Origin of the sequence: Burkholderia sp. LS-044 (assembly GCF_004803625.1) — a bacterium.
GTDB lineage: Bacteria > Pseudomonadota > Gammaproteobacteria > Burkholderiales > Burkholderiaceae > Burkholderia > Burkholderia cepacia.
Window position 1 is genome coordinate 14196 of the sequence record NZ_SSWO01000009.1, and the last position, 13953, is coordinate 28148.

12 protein-coding genes and 1 pseudogene are annotated in these 13953 nt (G+C 67.9%); 5 read left to right on the forward strand and 8 right to left on the reverse strand.

The genetic code is table 11. The features are described 5' to 3' along the window. Positions 1–62 precede the first annotated feature (62 nt). Positions 63–1013, forward strand: coding sequence for a universal stress protein (locus tag E9536_RS22785; RefSeq protein WP_136470753.1), 951 nt, complete (start codon positions 63–65; stop codon positions 1011–1013). A 12-nt stretch (positions 1014–1025) separates the two neighbouring features. Here the strand turns inward: E9536_RS22785 and E9536_RS22790 are convergent, their stop codons facing one another. Beyond that, positions 1026–3317: a heavy metal translocating P-type ATPase gene (locus E9536_RS22790; protein ID WP_136470755.1), complete on the reverse strand. Its 2292-nt coding sequence runs from the start codon at positions 3315–3317 to the stop codon at positions 1026–1028. A gap of 228 nt (positions 3318–3545) precedes the next feature. On the opposite strand from E9536_RS22790, the gene E9536_RS22800 reads away from it, so the two are divergent. Next, positions 3546–4163 carry a hypothetical protein gene (locus E9536_RS22800; protein WP_060312978.1) on the forward strand — a complete coding sequence of 206 codons (618 nt, stop codon included), beginning with the start codon at positions 3546–3548 and terminating at the stop codon, positions 4161–4163. 51 nt (positions 4164–4214) lie between these two features. On the opposite strand, the pseudogene E9536_RS22805 reads toward E9536_RS22800, so the two are convergent. The 3 genes and pseudogenes from E9536_RS22805 to E9536_RS22810 all read right to left on the reverse strand — a co-directional run. Next, a pseudogene (locus E9536_RS22805) lies at positions 4215–4415 on the reverse strand (cation transporter dimerization domain-containing protein); the annotation flags it as partial. Then, a complete protein-coding gene (locus tag E9536_RS41530; protein ID WP_155647950.1) occupies positions 4397–4537 on the reverse strand; it encodes a hypothetical protein in 141 nt (46 codons plus the stop codon). The gene E9536_RS41530 and the pseudogene E9536_RS22805, both read right to left, overlap by 19 nt. A 1-nt stretch (position 4538) precedes the next feature. After that, the gene (locus E9536_RS22810; protein ID WP_348772169.1) at positions 4539–4835 is read right to left on the reverse strand and encodes a carboxymuconolactone decarboxylase family protein; all 297 of its coding nucleotides are present in this window, start codon (positions 4833–4835) and stop codon (positions 4539–4541) included. 379 nt (positions 4836–5214) lie between these two features. Between E9536_RS22810 and E9536_RS22815 the strand changes: the two genes are divergently transcribed. Together E9536_RS22815 and E9536_RS22820 are read left to right on the forward strand one after the other, a co-directional pair. After that, complete coding sequence (locus E9536_RS22815) at positions 5215–6738, forward strand: sugar ABC transporter ATP-binding protein (protein ID WP_060357796.1); 1524 nt, start codon at positions 5215–5217, stop codon at positions 6736–6738. 3 nt (positions 6739–6741) lie between these two features. Next, entirely contained in the window at positions 6742–7806 is a 1065-nt protein-coding gene (locus E9536_RS22820; protein ID WP_247873495.1) for an ABC transporter permease, read from the forward strand. A 37-nt stretch (positions 7807–7843) separates the two neighbouring features. Here the strand turns inward: E9536_RS22820 and E9536_RS22825 are convergent, their stop codons facing one another. The 4 genes from E9536_RS22825 to E9536_RS22840 are packed head-to-tail and all read right to left on the reverse strand — an operon-like array spanning position 7844 to position 12384. Continuing rightward, a complete protein-coding gene (locus tag E9536_RS22825) occupies positions 7844–8803 on the reverse strand; it encodes an ABC transporter permease (protein ID WP_136470757.1) in 960 nt (319 codons plus the stop codon). Continuing rightward, positions 8796–9824: an ABC transporter permease gene (locus E9536_RS22830; RefSeq protein WP_059697046.1), complete on the reverse strand. Its 1029-nt coding sequence runs from the start codon at positions 9822–9824 to the stop codon at positions 8796–8798. Before E9536_RS22830 ends, E9536_RS22825 begins: the two co-directional genes overlap by 8 nt. Further along, positions 9821–11371, reverse strand: coding sequence for a sugar ABC transporter ATP-binding protein (locus E9536_RS22835; RefSeq protein WP_136470759.1), 1551 nt, complete (start codon positions 11369–11371; stop codon positions 9821–9823). The genes E9536_RS22830 and E9536_RS22835 overlap by 4 nt, the downstream gene beginning before the upstream one ends. Then, entirely contained in the window at positions 11368–12384 is a 1017-nt protein-coding gene (locus E9536_RS22840) for a sugar ABC transporter substrate-binding protein (protein WP_027792041.1), read from the reverse strand. The genes E9536_RS22835 and E9536_RS22840 overlap by 4 nt, the downstream gene beginning before the upstream one ends. Positions 12385–12671: 287 nt before the next feature. Here E9536_RS22840 and E9536_RS22845 point away from each other — a divergent pair, with 287 nt between their 5' ends. Next, positions 12672–13703: a substrate-binding domain-containing protein gene (locus E9536_RS22845; RefSeq protein WP_247873503.1), complete on the forward strand. Its 1032-nt coding sequence runs from the start codon at positions 12672–12674 to the stop codon at positions 13701–13703. The last annotated feature ends 250 nt before the right edge of the window (positions 13704–13953 follow it).

Sequence of the window (13953 nt, forward strand, 5' to 3'; positions counted from 1 at the left end):
AAAAGCTGACCGCGCGAAAAATTGCCGTGTACGAGATCGTCGGTTGCCACTGGGGGACATTCATGAGCACCACCACTTCACCCGTCCAGGCCGTCCCCGCTCTGCGGCGGGTGCTGGTCGCCGTCGACGGTTCGACCGCATCCGTGCATGCACTCGCGTATGCCAAAGCGTTCCTCCCATCGAATGCGGCGGTGCACATCATCAGCGTTGCGGAAAATCCGAGAACGCTCGTCCCGCTCGGGTCGAAAACCATGGCGTTCCTCGAATCCGCGCGCGTCGAGTTGCTCAGGGATGCATCTGATGCGGTGTCGCGCGCCAAAGCCGCAATGGATCGCGACGATCTCGTCATCGACACGGAAGTCATCGACCTCGCCACACGAGGCGGGGATGTCGTGAATGCACTGGCCGACAGCGCGCAAACCTGGCAGGCCGAACTCCTGATCGTCGGCGCACGTCAGCATCATGGCTTGCTCGGATGGGTCGAAGGGACGGTTTCCGGCCCGCTCGGCAAACTCATCGGATGCCCGCTGCTCATCGTTCCGGAAGGTTTCGCGTCGGTTGCCGAGCATCTGCCACGGCGGATGCTGTTCGCCGTTGACGGAAGCGCGATCGCACTCAACGCATTGCGGACAGGGTTGACATTCTCGCGGGTCGACACCGAATTCCGTGCGATATACGTGGTTGATCGCCCCCCAATGCTGGGCGACTTCGTCCTTGGCGGGGCACTGGAAGAAGCATTGATCGGCGAAGGAAATCATGTGCTCCAGGGTGCCACGGCCATAATCGAAGGCACGGCCAGACATGCGCAGTCGCAACTTGTTCACGCAGATCGAACCGGCGCGGACGTTTCCCATCTGATCGTGCGCGACGCGCTCGAATGGAATGCGGACATGATCGTCATGGGCACTCACGGGCGGCGAGGCGTGACGGGCTGGCTCGTCGGCACCGTGGCCGGGCGCGTGGCGCGCATCACGAAAACTCCGGTCCTGCTCGTCCATGCGTCGCGTGCGTGACGCGCTTCGTCGTCACGCATCCGCACCCACGGCGTGGAACAGTTCCTCCTCCTGAGCGCAATGCAGGCGCACGATCGCTTCCAGCCCGTACAACAAGCGCTGTATCGCCTGCACCTGCATGGTGTTCGTGCCGTCGCGCGGCAGGTCCGCGACCATTTGTCTGAGCGATCGGACCATCTTGAAGATCTCCCGGTGCGCGCCGCTCATCGCAGCCAGCGGGTCCTCCCCGCCGAGAAGCGGGGCAAGGCGCGCGTAGACGTCCCGATCGTCGGCGCGTTCGTGCGGCAGCAGCCGTTCGTCGAGCGAGTCGATCATGTGGACCAGCTCGCTGGCGATGGCGGCCCCGGATAGTCCCGGCAGACGATCCGCGAGATCCCTGATCTGGTCCAGCAACGGTGACAATGCCGTGTGCTCGCGCCTGAGTTGCTCGACGTCGACATCGTCGAGCCGGGCGTTCGTCAGCCTCGGGCGATCCAGCAACACGCGCAACGCATTGACGATGACGGCGACGTCGATGACTTCCTGAATCACCGCGCCGGCAATCGGCTGCAGGAATCCGGCCGCCGCAATCGTCATCGCGACGACCGACAGCGACATGCCGGCCACCACGCTCTCGAGTGCGATTCGGCGCGACCGTCGCGCGATACGTATCGCATCCACGAGTCGATCCAGCCGATCGACCAGCAATACCACGTCGGCCGCTTCGGATGACGCGGCCGCCCCCCGCGCACCCATCGCGATACCGACGTCGGCGGCCGCCAGCGCCGGCGCGTCGTTCACGCCGTCGCCGACCATGATCGTCACGCCCTCCTTGCGCGCGGCCTGAATCGCGACGAGCTTGTCCGTCGGCGTCTGCTCGGCACGCACGTCGGTGACACCCAGCAACTCGCCGACGGCCTGGGCGATGTCCCGCCGGTCGCCGGTGAGCATGACGAGGCGCTCGACGCCTTCGCGCTTGAGCAGCCGCAATGCCCGCGGTGTTTCCAGCCGCACCTGGTCAGCCATTTGAATCGCGCCGATCATGACGCCATCCACGCCGACGAATACGGCAGCCTCGCCCTCGCTGACGACGCGTGCCAGGAATGCGCCGCTCCACGGCGCATTCGTCGCGAATGCTGACACGTATTCGAACTTGCCGATCGCAACGGTCCTGTTGTCGACCCGGCCCGTCACGCCTTCGCCGGCCGTTTCGATGACGGCCGACGGCAGCGACAGGTCGATGCAACGTTCGTGCGCCGCGACCGTCAGCGCGTCCGAGATGACGTGGCCCGACGCTTGGGCCAATGACGCGGCCAACCGCAATACATCGTCCGCTGCGACGTCAGCGCCGCACTCGATCGCAACGATGCGTGCACGTCCTCCCGTCAGCGTCCCGGTCTTGTCGAAGAACAGAGTTGTCGCTTGTGCAAGACGCTCCAGCGCACCCCCGCCTTTGACCAGAATGCCGCGTTTCGAACAACGCGACATGCCGGATACGATGGCGACCGGCACGGCGAGGATCAATGGACACGGCGAGGCCACGACGAGCACGGCAAGCGCACGTGTGACGTCGCCGGTCAACAGCCATGCGATTCCCGCGACGAGCAGCGATGCGAGCACGAAGAATGCGGCGTAGCGATCCGCGAGACGAACGGACGGGCTGCGCTCGCGTTGCGCACGCTCGACCATACGGACGATGCCGGCAAACGTGCTGTCGCTCGCCGTCGTGCGGGCAATCATTTCGAACGGGGCGCCTGCGTTGACCACGCCGCTGCATGCGTTTTCCCCGGAACGGCGTCGCAGGGTGGACGATTCGCCCGTCAGCATGGACTCGTCCAGTTCCGCGTCGCCGGTCAATGTGCCGTCGACGGGCACGAACTCGCCGCTCCGCACCAGCAGCCTGTCGCCGGGGACAAGGGTGTCCGGCGCAACCGAGCGCCATTCCCCGTTCTCGAAACGGGTTGCCTGCCGGGGGGCGCGGCCGAGCAGTGCGCTCATCTCGCGTTGCGCGCGGTCCTGCGCATACCGCTCCAGCGTCCGCCCGCTCGCCAGCATCAACGCAATCACCGCCGCCGCAAGCGTCTCGTCGAGCACGACCGCCAGCGCGATCGCGAGCCACGCGAGCACGTCAATACCGGCCTGCCGCTTCATCACGGTCTTGACCAGCGAGGCCGTCAACGCGAGCAGGACCGGCAGCGTCCCCAGCAGCCAGGCGAATCGTGCGAGCGACGGCTGGCCGAACGCCACGCATACGCCGCCGCCGGCGAGCGTGGCGGCCGCCAGAATCAGCAACACGAGATCGATCGACCAGGGGACTCGGGACATGGCCATTGCTCCGATCGCCGTGCATGGTGGTGTTCGCCGCATCCGGTTTCGGTTGCGGACGGCGTGGCATCAGTCTAAGAAGCGCCGCGCTTCGAGCATTGACATGGGTCAGGACGGCGTGCCTCCCGTGAACGACCGGCACGCCGCGTTGCTTGACGTGAGTCAAGCCATCGGCCCCTTTCCTCAGCAAAATTGAGCCGTGACACCGGATGGCCTGGAGTCGATATCGTGCTGACGCTGGCTGTACTCTTCGTGCTGATTCTTCTGCTGAATCTCATGCCGGCGTTCGCCCCGCCCACGTGGATGGCGATGTCATGGGTCGGGTTCAACCTGCCCGACGGCAATCCGTTCATCTTTGCCGTTGTGGCGGCCGGCGCGGCGACGACCGGCCGTGTCATTCTGGCGACCTTCGCGAGAGCGCTCGTCCACTCCCGCTGGATGCGGGAATCCGACCGCGAGAATATCGACGTCGCCACGCGCTGGCTGCGACAGCACCGGACCGTCACCGTCGGCGCGTTTTTCTTCTACGCGTTGAGCCCGCTGCCGTCGAACTACCTCTTCATTGCATACGGGCTTTCCGGGTTGCCACTCAGAATCATCGCGGCGGCGTTCTTCATCGGCCGCGCAACGACCTATGCGATCTGGGCGCATCTCGGCCGCTTTGCATCGACCCGGCTGGACGTGGAATCAGAACTCGAAGGCACGTATCTCGGCGGCTACTTCGTCGTCACGCAACTGGTCTTGCTCGGCCTCGTGTTCGCGCTGATGAAGCTCGATTGGCGGGCACTCGTCAATGAACGCCGGTTGACTTTCAGACGCGGCCATCATCCGCGCGGTTCCGATTGACACGCGGCGCACGCAATCTTTCGATCGGGTGCATCGTCCAGCCGCTCCCGGCTACCGAACGCGCATCCCGGAGGCGGCCCCGGGGAGGCTCTCGCGGCTCCGTGGATCGACGTGCGTCATGGCATTCAGGACACGGTGATGCTTCATCACGCGCGCACGCGCTTCCACCGCAATGTCGTGCCCTTGTGCGACCGTAAGATCAGCGTCGATGTCGAGATGCACGTCCACGAGGATCAAGTCGCCGGTCCGACGGGGGTGAGCAGCGGGTAGCCGAACAGGTTGCCGACGATGCCGGCATCCGGTGAAATAACCGTCACGGCTGCGTCGGCGCACACATACGTCACGATCAGTTGCCACCGGGTCGAGGGCATCATGCTATTCGTTATTCTGAAACGTGTCGGCGACGGCTTTGAAAATGGCTGCCGCATTGAACGCCCGCGCATTCCCGGCAAAAACTTGCACCTGAATGAATACCTCACGGACCTGCTCGGCCGATATGCCGAGATGCAAGGCAGCGCCAGGTTGGAAACGCAATTGATTCTCGCAGCCGCCCATGGCACTGATTATCCCGAGCGTGATGAGGTGCGGCGTCTTCAGATCGATGCCGGGCCGGCGATACGCGTATCCGTAAATGTCCAGACTCTTTGCAAATTGCGCGAACTGCGGGGCTATATTTTCGGGTAAACAAAGTCTGGTAAAGAAAAAATATCAGAGCGCGTCACGCAGCGGTTCGCACATCCCCGGCAGCGCAAGGGGCGTGACAGGGAGGGGGGCGGGATTCTCGCCCACGTCATATCGATGACAGAAATCGTTGTTTGCGGGTACGTCGTGCGGCACGCTAGATTGGCCGAACCGGCGTCGATGCCTGCCCGGTGCACAGTCATGCTCGACGCGGATCGACGTGGAGGCCGAAGTCGATGAGCCGCGACATGGTGTCTCCGCCCAAGCGGGATTGCCCCCGCACAAAGCATCCCGCCGCACGTTTCCGGTGACCGGGTGGCGTTGCGCACATGGCACCGCCCGCCGAGAGGCACATCTTTTCGACACGGCATTGACGACGACTTCATCCAATCTCCGAGTAGATCGACGGCATCGCGTCGCGCGGCCGCCCGTCCTGACGGCCATCGGCGTGTCGAAGCGCTTCGGCGCGACGACCGCGCTCGCATCGCTCGACCTGTCGATCGGCGCCGGCGAGGTCGTCGCGCTGATGGGGGCCAACGGCGCGGGCAAATCGACGTTCGTCAAGATCCTGAGCGGCGTGATCCGTCACGACGGCGGCACGCTGACGCTGCGCGGCACGCCTTACCGGCCCGCGTCGCCGCACGCGGCGAAGCAGCTCGGCATCGCGACCGTGCATCAGTCGGTTGCCGACGCGGTGGTGCCGACGCTGTCGATCGCCGACAACCTGCTGCTCGACCGGCTGTGCGATCCGGCATCGCCGTGGCGCGTGCCGCCGGCCGCCCGGCGCGATGCCGCACGGCCGCTCGCCGAACGCGTCGGGCTCGATGCCGACCTGGCGGCGCCGCTCGCGTCGCTTTCGCTGGCGGACCAGCAGCGTGTGACGCTCGCGCGAGCACTTGCCGGGCAGCCGGGCCTGCTGATCCTCGACGAACCGACCGCGAGCCTGTCGGCGCCGGAGGCCGAGCGCCTGTTCGAGCTGCTCGATGCATTGCGTGACGAAGGCGTCGCGGTCCTGCTGGTGTCGCACCGGCTCGGCGACCTGCGCCGTATCGCCGATCGCGTCGCGATCGTGCGCGACGGACGGATCGTTGCCGATCTCGCCGCACCGGTCGATTTCGACGCGGCGGTCGAAACGATGCTCGGGCGGCCGTTGCCGAAGGCGCGTGCGCCGGGCCCGGCGCCGATCGCGCGGCCCGGCGACACCGGCCTGAGCGTGCGCGGGTTGCGCCTGACGCAGGCCAGCGCGCCGTTCGATCTCGACGTGCGGCGCGGCGAGATCGTCGCGATCGCGGGGCCCGTCGGCGGCGGCAAGTCGCGCCTCGCAAACACGATCTTCGGCGCCGTGCGTGCGGCGCAGGGCGCGATGACGCTCGACGGCAGGCCGTGGCGCCCGCGTTCACCTGCCGACGCGATTCGCGCCGGCGTGTTCCTCGCCGGCGAGGACCGCTGGCGCACGTCGCTGTTTCCCGACAGCGTGCCGTTTGCGTCGATCGCGGGCACGATCAGCTTCCCGTTCCTGTCGCGCTGGTTCGGCGGCGGCGCGGTGCGCGCCGCGCGCGAGCGCACGGCCGCTGCCGCCGCGATCGCGCGCTTCGGGATTCGCTGCACGGGCCCCGACGACCGTCTCGTGCGGCTGTCCGGTGGCAACCAGCAGAAAGTCGTGCTCGCCCGCTGGCACGCGGAACCCGCGCGGCTGCTGCTGCTCGACGAACCGTTCCAGGGCATCGACGCCGGTGCGCGCGCCGATATCGTCGACATGTTGCGGCGCCATGCGCACGAACGCGCGACGCTCGTGTTCGTCAGCGATCTCGAGGAAGCGGTCGAAGTCGCCGATCGAGTCGTCCGGTTCGATCGCGCGACGCTCGATCATTCATCCTCCCACCCGTTGGACTGATCCATGACGATGCCAAAATCCGCCACACCTGCCGTTGCACCCGATGCGCCGTCCGCCAGGCCGGCGCTGCCCGCGTCGGCTCGCCTGCGCGCCGGCCTCGAACGCACCGGCATCCTGCTCGTGCTCGCCGCGCTGGTCGTCGTCTTTACCGTCAACGAGCCCGCGTTCCTGAAAGTGGACAACCTGTTCAGCATCCTGCAGGCGGTGTCGATCGTCGCGCTGCTCGGGATCGGTGTGACGATCACGCTCGCGGCGGGCGGCTTCGACTTGTCGGTGGGCAGCATCGCCGCATCCGCGCAGATGGCGGCCAGCTACGTGCTGGTTGTCTGGCACGGCAGCGCGCTCGCGGCGGTGGCGGCGTGCGTGGCGCTCGGTGTGGCAGCCGGCCTGTTCAACGGTGTGCTGATCACGCGCTTGCGCGTGCCGGACCAGCTTGCGACGCTCGGCACGCTGTTCCTGCTCGCGGGCCTGCAGTTGATTCCGACCGGCGGGCGTTCGCTCGCGACCGGTTCGGTGCTGCCCGACGGCACGGAAGCGAGCGGCATTTTTCCCGACGCGTTTCTCGCGCTCGGGCGCCTGCGCGTGTTCGACGTGGTGCCGTTGCCGGTTCTGATACTGGCAGCGGTGACGGTGCTGGCTTGCATCGCGATGGAAGCGACGCGCTGGGGCCGCGTGATCTATGCGATCGGCGGCAACGAGACGGCCGCGCGGCTGGCCGGTGCGCCCGCGGCGCGCTACCGGGTCGCGGCGTATGTCGTATCGGGCGCAATTGCGGCATTGGGGGGCGTGCTGATCTCTGCCCGCGTCGGGCGCGGCGACGTCAGCGCCGGGCACTCGCTGCTGCTCGACGCGGTGGCCGCCGCGCTGGTCGGGTACGCGGTGTGGGGCGCGAAACGGCCGAACGTGTTCGGCACCGTGGTCGGGGCCGTGTTCGTCGGGGTGCTGCTCAACGGCCTGACGATGCTGAATGCGCCGTATTACCTGCAGGATTTCGTGAAAGGGGCGCTGCTGGTGCTCGCGCTGGCGTTCACGTTCGGCATCGGCCGGCGCGCGGACGCCCGCGCCTGAACGCGGCGTAGGGGGCGGGGGCACGGCGTGCGGCGGCTCACGCGGCGCGTACACGCCGCCCCATGAAACTCAGCGCGAGCACCGCGAGGATCAGCGCGCCGGTGGCGACCTGCTGCCAGTAGAAGTTCCAGCCGATCAGCAGCAGCCCGTTGGCGACGAGGCTGATCAGCAGCACGCCGAGCAGGGTGCCGGCGACGCCTGGACGGCGTGTCGGCGACAGCGTCGTGCCGATGAAGGTCGCGCCGATCGCGTTCAGCAGGAAGCCGTTGCCGGCCTGCGGCACATAGGCCTTGACCGTCGACGACAGCAGCAGGCCGACCACGCCGTAGACGAGCGCGCTCGCGACGAACGTCGCCACGACGGTCGCCGCGACCGGCAGCCCCGAATGGCGCGCGACGCCCGGCTGCGCGCCGAGCGCGGCGCTGTAGCGCCCGAACGCCGAATGCGCGAGCACGACATGCACGGCCGCGGCGAGCACGACGACGCACCACAGCGGCACCGGCACGCCCGCGAGCGTACCGTGCGCGAGCGCGCCGAACGGCGGCGGCAGCGCCACGTTCAGCAGGTAGACGGGCTGGCCGCCGCCGGTGGCGAGCTGCTGGACGGTCTGGCCGATGAACAGCGTGCCGAGCGTCGCGAGAAACGGTGCGATCCCGAGGCCGGCGACCAGCGCGCCGTTGAACGTGCCGACCAGAACCGCCGCACCGAGGCCGCCGAGCAGGGCCGGCAGCACGCCCACCTGATGCGCGACCAGCTGCACGAACACGAGGCTCGCAACGTCGATCGCGGTGCCCAGCGACAGGTCGACCGCGCCGATCGACAGCGCGAGCGTCATCCCGAGCGCGGCGATCGCAAGCAGCGCGAAGTTGTTCACCAGCACGTCGGCGAGATTGGCGGGCCGCGCGAACCCAGGTGCGAACACGGCGAAGAAGGCGATCACCGCGAGCAGTGCCGCCACGAGCGAGAACCGCTGCAGGCGGCCGATCCGTTCAGTCATGGGCATGGTGTTCCGTATGGCGGCGCCGAATCAGCGCGGTCGTCGCGACGACGAACAGGATCAGCGCGCCTTCGACGCCGTTGACCCAGTAGCTCGACACGTTGTCGAGCTGGAAGCCGTTGCCCACGATGCCGACGAACAGCGCGGCGAGCAGCGTGCCCGGTATCGTCGGCACGAGCCGCCGCGAGAACACGACACCGAGCAGCGCGACCGCGACGACGGCCAGCAGGTTTTCGCCGGCGCCGGGCGAGCTGCCGCTCAGCAAGGCACTCGACGCAAGCGCGGCCAGCGCGGCGGAGACGCCGCTCAGCACATAGCTGGCCGCGACATACGCGTTCACGCGCAGCCCGGCCGCGCGGGCGGCATCGCGATGCGCACCGGTCGCGGCGAGCCGCAGGCCGAAGCGGGTTCGGTGCAGCAGCACGCCGAACAGCAGCGCGACGATCAGCAACGCGGGCGCGAGATGCGGTATGTCGAACGGGCCGCTGTCGATCAGAAAGGCGAGCACCGGGCTCGCCGCCGCGACCGACGTGTTCTGCGTCAGCACCAGTTCGAAGCCGGCGCAGAGATTCATCGTCGTCAGCGTGGCCAGCAGCGGGACGATGCGCAGCGCGATCACCGCGAACGCATTGAGCGCACCGACCGCCGCGCCGGTGGCCAGCATCAGCGCAAGCGCCGCGCCGTCCGGCGCCCCGTCGCGCAGCGCGACGGCCTGCACGGCTGCGCAGAGGCCCATGTTCGCCGCGACCGACAGGTCGAGACCGCCGCGGATCGGATCGGGGCCGCCGCCGATCAGCACGGCCGTCAACCCGAACCCGAGGATACCGACCACGGCCGACTGCTGCAGCACGTTCGCGAGGTTTGCGACGGTCAGAAAGAGCGGCGAACTCGCGGCAAACACCGCACACACGACGGCGAACGCCAGTGCCGCGCCCCAGCGCAGCCAGAATTGCGCGCCGAACGTGCCCGGCAGCCGCGCGAACGCCGCTCCGGGCGGCGCACGATCGAGGATCCGGTTCATGCGGCCACCTCCTGCCGCGGCGTGTGGCCGCGTGCGCCGGTCGCCCACGCGAGCAGATCGTGGCGCGTGGCGTCGCGGGTCGCGACGTCGCGCACGATCCGGCCGCGTGCCATCACGAGCACGCGATCGGTGACGTCCAGCAGCTCGATCAGGTCGCTCGAGAACAGCAGGATCGCCGCGCCGTCGCGTGCGAGGCGATCGAGCAGCCGGTAGATTTCCGCTTTGGCGCCGATATCGACGCCCACCGTCGGCTCGTCGAACAGATACACCGGCGACGTGCGATCGGCGCCGCGGCTCAGCCATTTCGCGAGCGCGACTTTCTGCTGGTTGCCGCCGGACAGCTGGCGCACCGGCGCGTCCGGGCCGGGCGCCCGCACGTCGAGCGCGGCGATCAGCCGTTGCACTGCGTCGTCCTCGCGGCGCCGCGCGACCAGACCGAATCGGATGAAGCGCGCAAGGCTCGCGAGCGTGATGTTCTCGCGCACGGACAGGCTCGGCGCGATGCCGTGCGAGCGGCGGTCCTCCGGCACGAACGCGATGCCGCGACGCACCGCGTCGCGCGGGCTGCGCAGCCGCGTCACGCGGCCGTCGAGCGTCACCGTGCCGCGCACGCCGCGTTCGAGACCGAACAGGCTGCGCACGACCTGCTTTCCGCCGGAACCGAGCAGCCCCGTGACACCGACGATCTCGCCGCGCCGGACCTCGAACGACACGTCGTCGAACCGGCCGGGCGCCGCGAGGCCGGCGACCCGCAGCGCGGACGGGCCGGGCACGCGCGCCGGCGCTTGCGATCGTGCGGCGATGCCGGTGCCGATCATCGCCGCGACGAGCGCCTCGGTCGGCGTGGTCCGTGCGTCGACGTGCGCGACGTCGGTGCCGTCGCGCAGCACGGTGACGCGATCGCAGATCGCCGCGATCTCGTTCAGGTAGTGCGACACGTAGAGGATCGTCAGCCCGCGGCGCCGCAGCCGGTCGAGTGTCTGCAGCAGGCGGTCGACCTCGCTGCTGACGAGCGCGGCGGTCGGTTCGTCGAGCACGAGGATGCGCGGGTCGCGCATCAGTGCGCGCGTGATCTGCACGATCTGCCGCTCGGCGACGCTCAATTCGGCAATCAGGCGGTTCGGCGGCAGGTCGAGGCCGAAATGCGCGTGCAGCGCGTCGCTGGCATCGCGTCGCATCCGGCGTGCCGCCAGCAGCCCGAGCGGCCCCGCGCCATAGGCCGGTTCGTTGCCGAATTGCAGCGCCTCGGCGACCGTGAAAGTCGCCGGCAGCAGACGCTCCTGATGAATGAACGCAATGCCCTCCGGCGGCGCGCGGTGTGCGAGCGCCTGTGTCGCACCGTCGATCGCGATCGTACCGGCATCTGCGGTGTCGATGCCGGCGAGAATCCGGATCAGCGTCGACTTGCCGGCGCCGTTCTGCCCGATCAGCCCGTGCACGGTGCCGCGCGCGACGTCGAGCGACGCGCCGCGCAGCGCCGGCACGCCGTCGAAGTGTTTGACGATCCCGCGCAGCGCCAGCGCTGGCGGGCGCGTGTCGGTGCTCATTTCGGGGCGGCGGCCTGCCCGAGCGTCTGCTGGGCCGAGCCGGCGTTGTCCTTCGTGACGAGCAGCGACGGGACGTACGTATAGGGCGGCAGCGTGCGCTCGCCGGCCAGGTAGCGCGCGACGTTGTCGACCGCGGTCTTGCCGATCAGCGCGGGTTGTTGTGCGACCACGGCCGCCGCGCTCGATTTCGGGTCTTTCACGAGCGCGACGACATCGGGGCTGCCGTCCACCGCATAGGTCCTGATCTCGCTGCGGCGCGCGGCGTCGACGGCCTGCGTCGCGCCGACTTGCGGCACGTCCCATGCGGCCCAGATCGCGGCGATCTGCCCCTTCGGGTATTTCGCGAGCAACTGGCTGACCTGCGCATACGCGCTCTGCACGGTGTTCGGAATCACGTCGCGCAACTCGGGCTGCAGGATCTTCACCTTCGGGTAGTACTTGAGCACCGCCTTCAACTGGTCATAGCGGATCGCGCACACCGGCACGCCGTAGAAGCCGTTGAACACGAGAATGTTGCCTTCGCCGTGGATGTCGTTGACGAGCTTCAGCGCGAGTTGCTCGCCGATGAAGAAGTTGTCCGAGGTCGTGACGTTGAGGCTCGACGGCGAGGCCGTGTCGATCGTGAACAGCGGAATGCCGGCCTGCCGGATCTTTTGCAGCCACGGTTCGAGCACGCTCGCCGTGCCGAGCTGCTCGATGATCGCATCGGGCTTCTGCGCGATCAGCGTCTGGATCTGCGCGATCTGGCGGTTGTCGTTGCGGCCGGCGTCGAGTGCGATCGGCGTTCCGCCGAGCCGCTTCACTTCGTCGATCGCCCCCTGGTATGCCTTCAGGTCCCAGTAATGATCGGTGCCGATCGCCGTGATGCCGATGCGCTTGCCTTTCAGCGACGGCACGGCGGCGTTACTTGCCGCTGCATCGCTTTGCGCGCGGGCAGGGGAGAGCGCGGCGACGGCGGCGAGCGTCAGCAGGGCGGCGGCAAAGGTGCGACGGGTTCGGGCGGGACGGGTCATGGCGTCGATGGGCGCTGAAAAAAGAGGGAGCTGAACTTTGCGACTCTAATGACAACGCTCCCGCGCGCTAACCATCGATTCCTGCTACGCATATCACGCGCGTGCTCGAATGCTTGTGCCAGGCGCGACGCGGTCGGCTTCAACGATTTGCCATCCGAAGGAATATCGATTGCCGAATCGCTCGGTTTGAAGCGGTTCGCCGCACTGATAGATTTTCCGGATACCGCCACCAGCCAAGGAAGACCCGCATGCGATTCCCGTTTCGCCGTCCGTTGCGCCCCGTCCGGATGATCCGCGCGCTCGCGCTCCTGTCCGTTGCCGCGTTGACCGTGCCCGCATCGCATGCCGGCCCGCTCAAAGGCGCACCCGCGCCGTTCGACAAGGGCGGAGTGAAGGTCGCGCTCGTCAACTACCTGTCGACCGGCGACTTCTTCCAGGCATACGAGGCCGGCGCGCAGAAGCAGGCGAAGGCGCTCGGTATCGACCTGCGCATCTACGAGGGCCGCCAGGACGCAACCGAGCAGCGCGAGCAGATCCAGCAGGCGATCAGCGTCGGCGTGTCGGCGATCATCGTCAACCACGGGCTCCCCGAATCGCTGAAGGACGTCGTGCAGCGCGCGCTGGACAAGGGCATCAAGGTCGTCGCGTTCGATGTCGACCTCGGTAACCCGAAGGTGCCGCAGATCGAGCAGAGCGATCGCGACCTCGCGAACTTGCTGCTCGACCAGGCGGTGAAGGACAACGGCGATGCGTTCTCGGCCGGCTACGTGTACGTCGCCGGATTCGCGCCGCTCGACCGGCGCGACGCCGCGTGGCGGGACTTCAAGCGCGCGCATCCGAAGGTGCGCGAGCAGGCGCGCTGGGGCACCGTCGACAATCCGATCGCGCAATCGGTCGCGAACCAGGCCGCGGCCGCCTATCGCGCGCATCCCGACATCCGTGTGGTGTTCGCGCCTTACGACGAATTCGCGCGCGGTGCGAAGCTCGCGGCCGACGAGGCGAAGCTGGCGTCGAAGTTGCGCATCTATAGCGCCGACATTTCGACCGCCGATATCGAGGCGATCCGCGCGCCCGGCAGCGCATGGGTCGCGACGGCCGCGACGAATCCCGCGGTCGTCGGCGCGGTGTCGGTGCGGGCCGCCGCGCTGCTCGTCGCGGGGCAAGATCCGGGCCGGCGGATCGTGGTCAAGCCGACGCTGATCACGCGCGATGATCTCGTGAAGAACGACATCCACACGATCGCGGAGCTCGGCGCGAAGTTTCCCGCGTTCCGCGCAAGCGAAGCGGTGACGGCCTCGTGGATTCCGCCGACGGATTAACGCGCGGTGGCTTTTTGCCTACGGTACGTGACCATACGTAGCACTGACGGGCTGCGATTCTCGTGTGCCTTTCCGGGCAGACGTCTGCAATCCGACGGATCTCCCGCATCCGATGAACAGCACGGCAAGTTCAGTGTCGGCGATCAGCGTGCCAATGGCCGCATCGATCAAAACCTGACTCGCGTGATCGCCCCAATGACTTGAACGACCGGCTAAACCCAACGATTTGCGTAACGTGACAGTTGCCGCC

What these genes read in the sequence shown, in the direction of transcription:
- E9536_RS22785 (WP_136470753.1), top strand. Translation starts at nt 63, where the DNA reads ATGAGCACCACCACTTCACCCGTCCAGGCCGTCCCCGCTCTGCGGCGG.
- E9536_RS22790 (WP_136470755.1), bottom strand. Translation starts at nt 3,317, where the DNA reads ATGTCCCGAGTCCCCTGGTCGATCGATCTCGTGTTGCTGATTCTGGCG.
- E9536_RS41530 (WP_155647950.1), bottom strand. Translation starts at nt 4,537, where the DNA reads ATGATGCCCTCGACCCGGTGGCAACTGATCGTGACGTATGTGTGCGCC.
- E9536_RS22820 (WP_247873495.1), top strand. Translation starts at nt 6,742, where the DNA reads ATGACGATGCCAAAATCCGCCACACCTGCCGTTGCACCCGATGCGCCG.
- E9536_RS22825 (WP_136470757.1), bottom strand. Translation starts at nt 8,803, where the DNA reads ATGACTGAACGGATCGGCCGCCTGCAGCGGTTCTCGCTCGTGGCGGCA.
- E9536_RS22830 (WP_059697046.1), bottom strand. Translation starts at nt 9,824, where the DNA reads ATGAACCGGATCCTCGATCGTGCGCCGCCCGGAGCGGCGTTCGCGCGG.
- E9536_RS22835 (WP_136470759.1), bottom strand. Translation starts at nt 11,371, where the DNA reads ATGAGCACCGACACGCGCCCGCCAGCGCTGGCGCTGCGCGGGATCGTC.
- E9536_RS22840 (WP_027792041.1), bottom strand. Translation starts at nt 12,384, where the DNA reads ATGACCCGTCCCGCCCGAACCCGTCGCACCTTTGCCGCCGCCCTGCTG.
- E9536_RS22845 (WP_247873503.1), top strand. Translation starts at nt 12,672, where the DNA reads ATGATCCGCGCGCTCGCGCTCCTGTCCGTTGCCGCGTTGACCGTGCCC.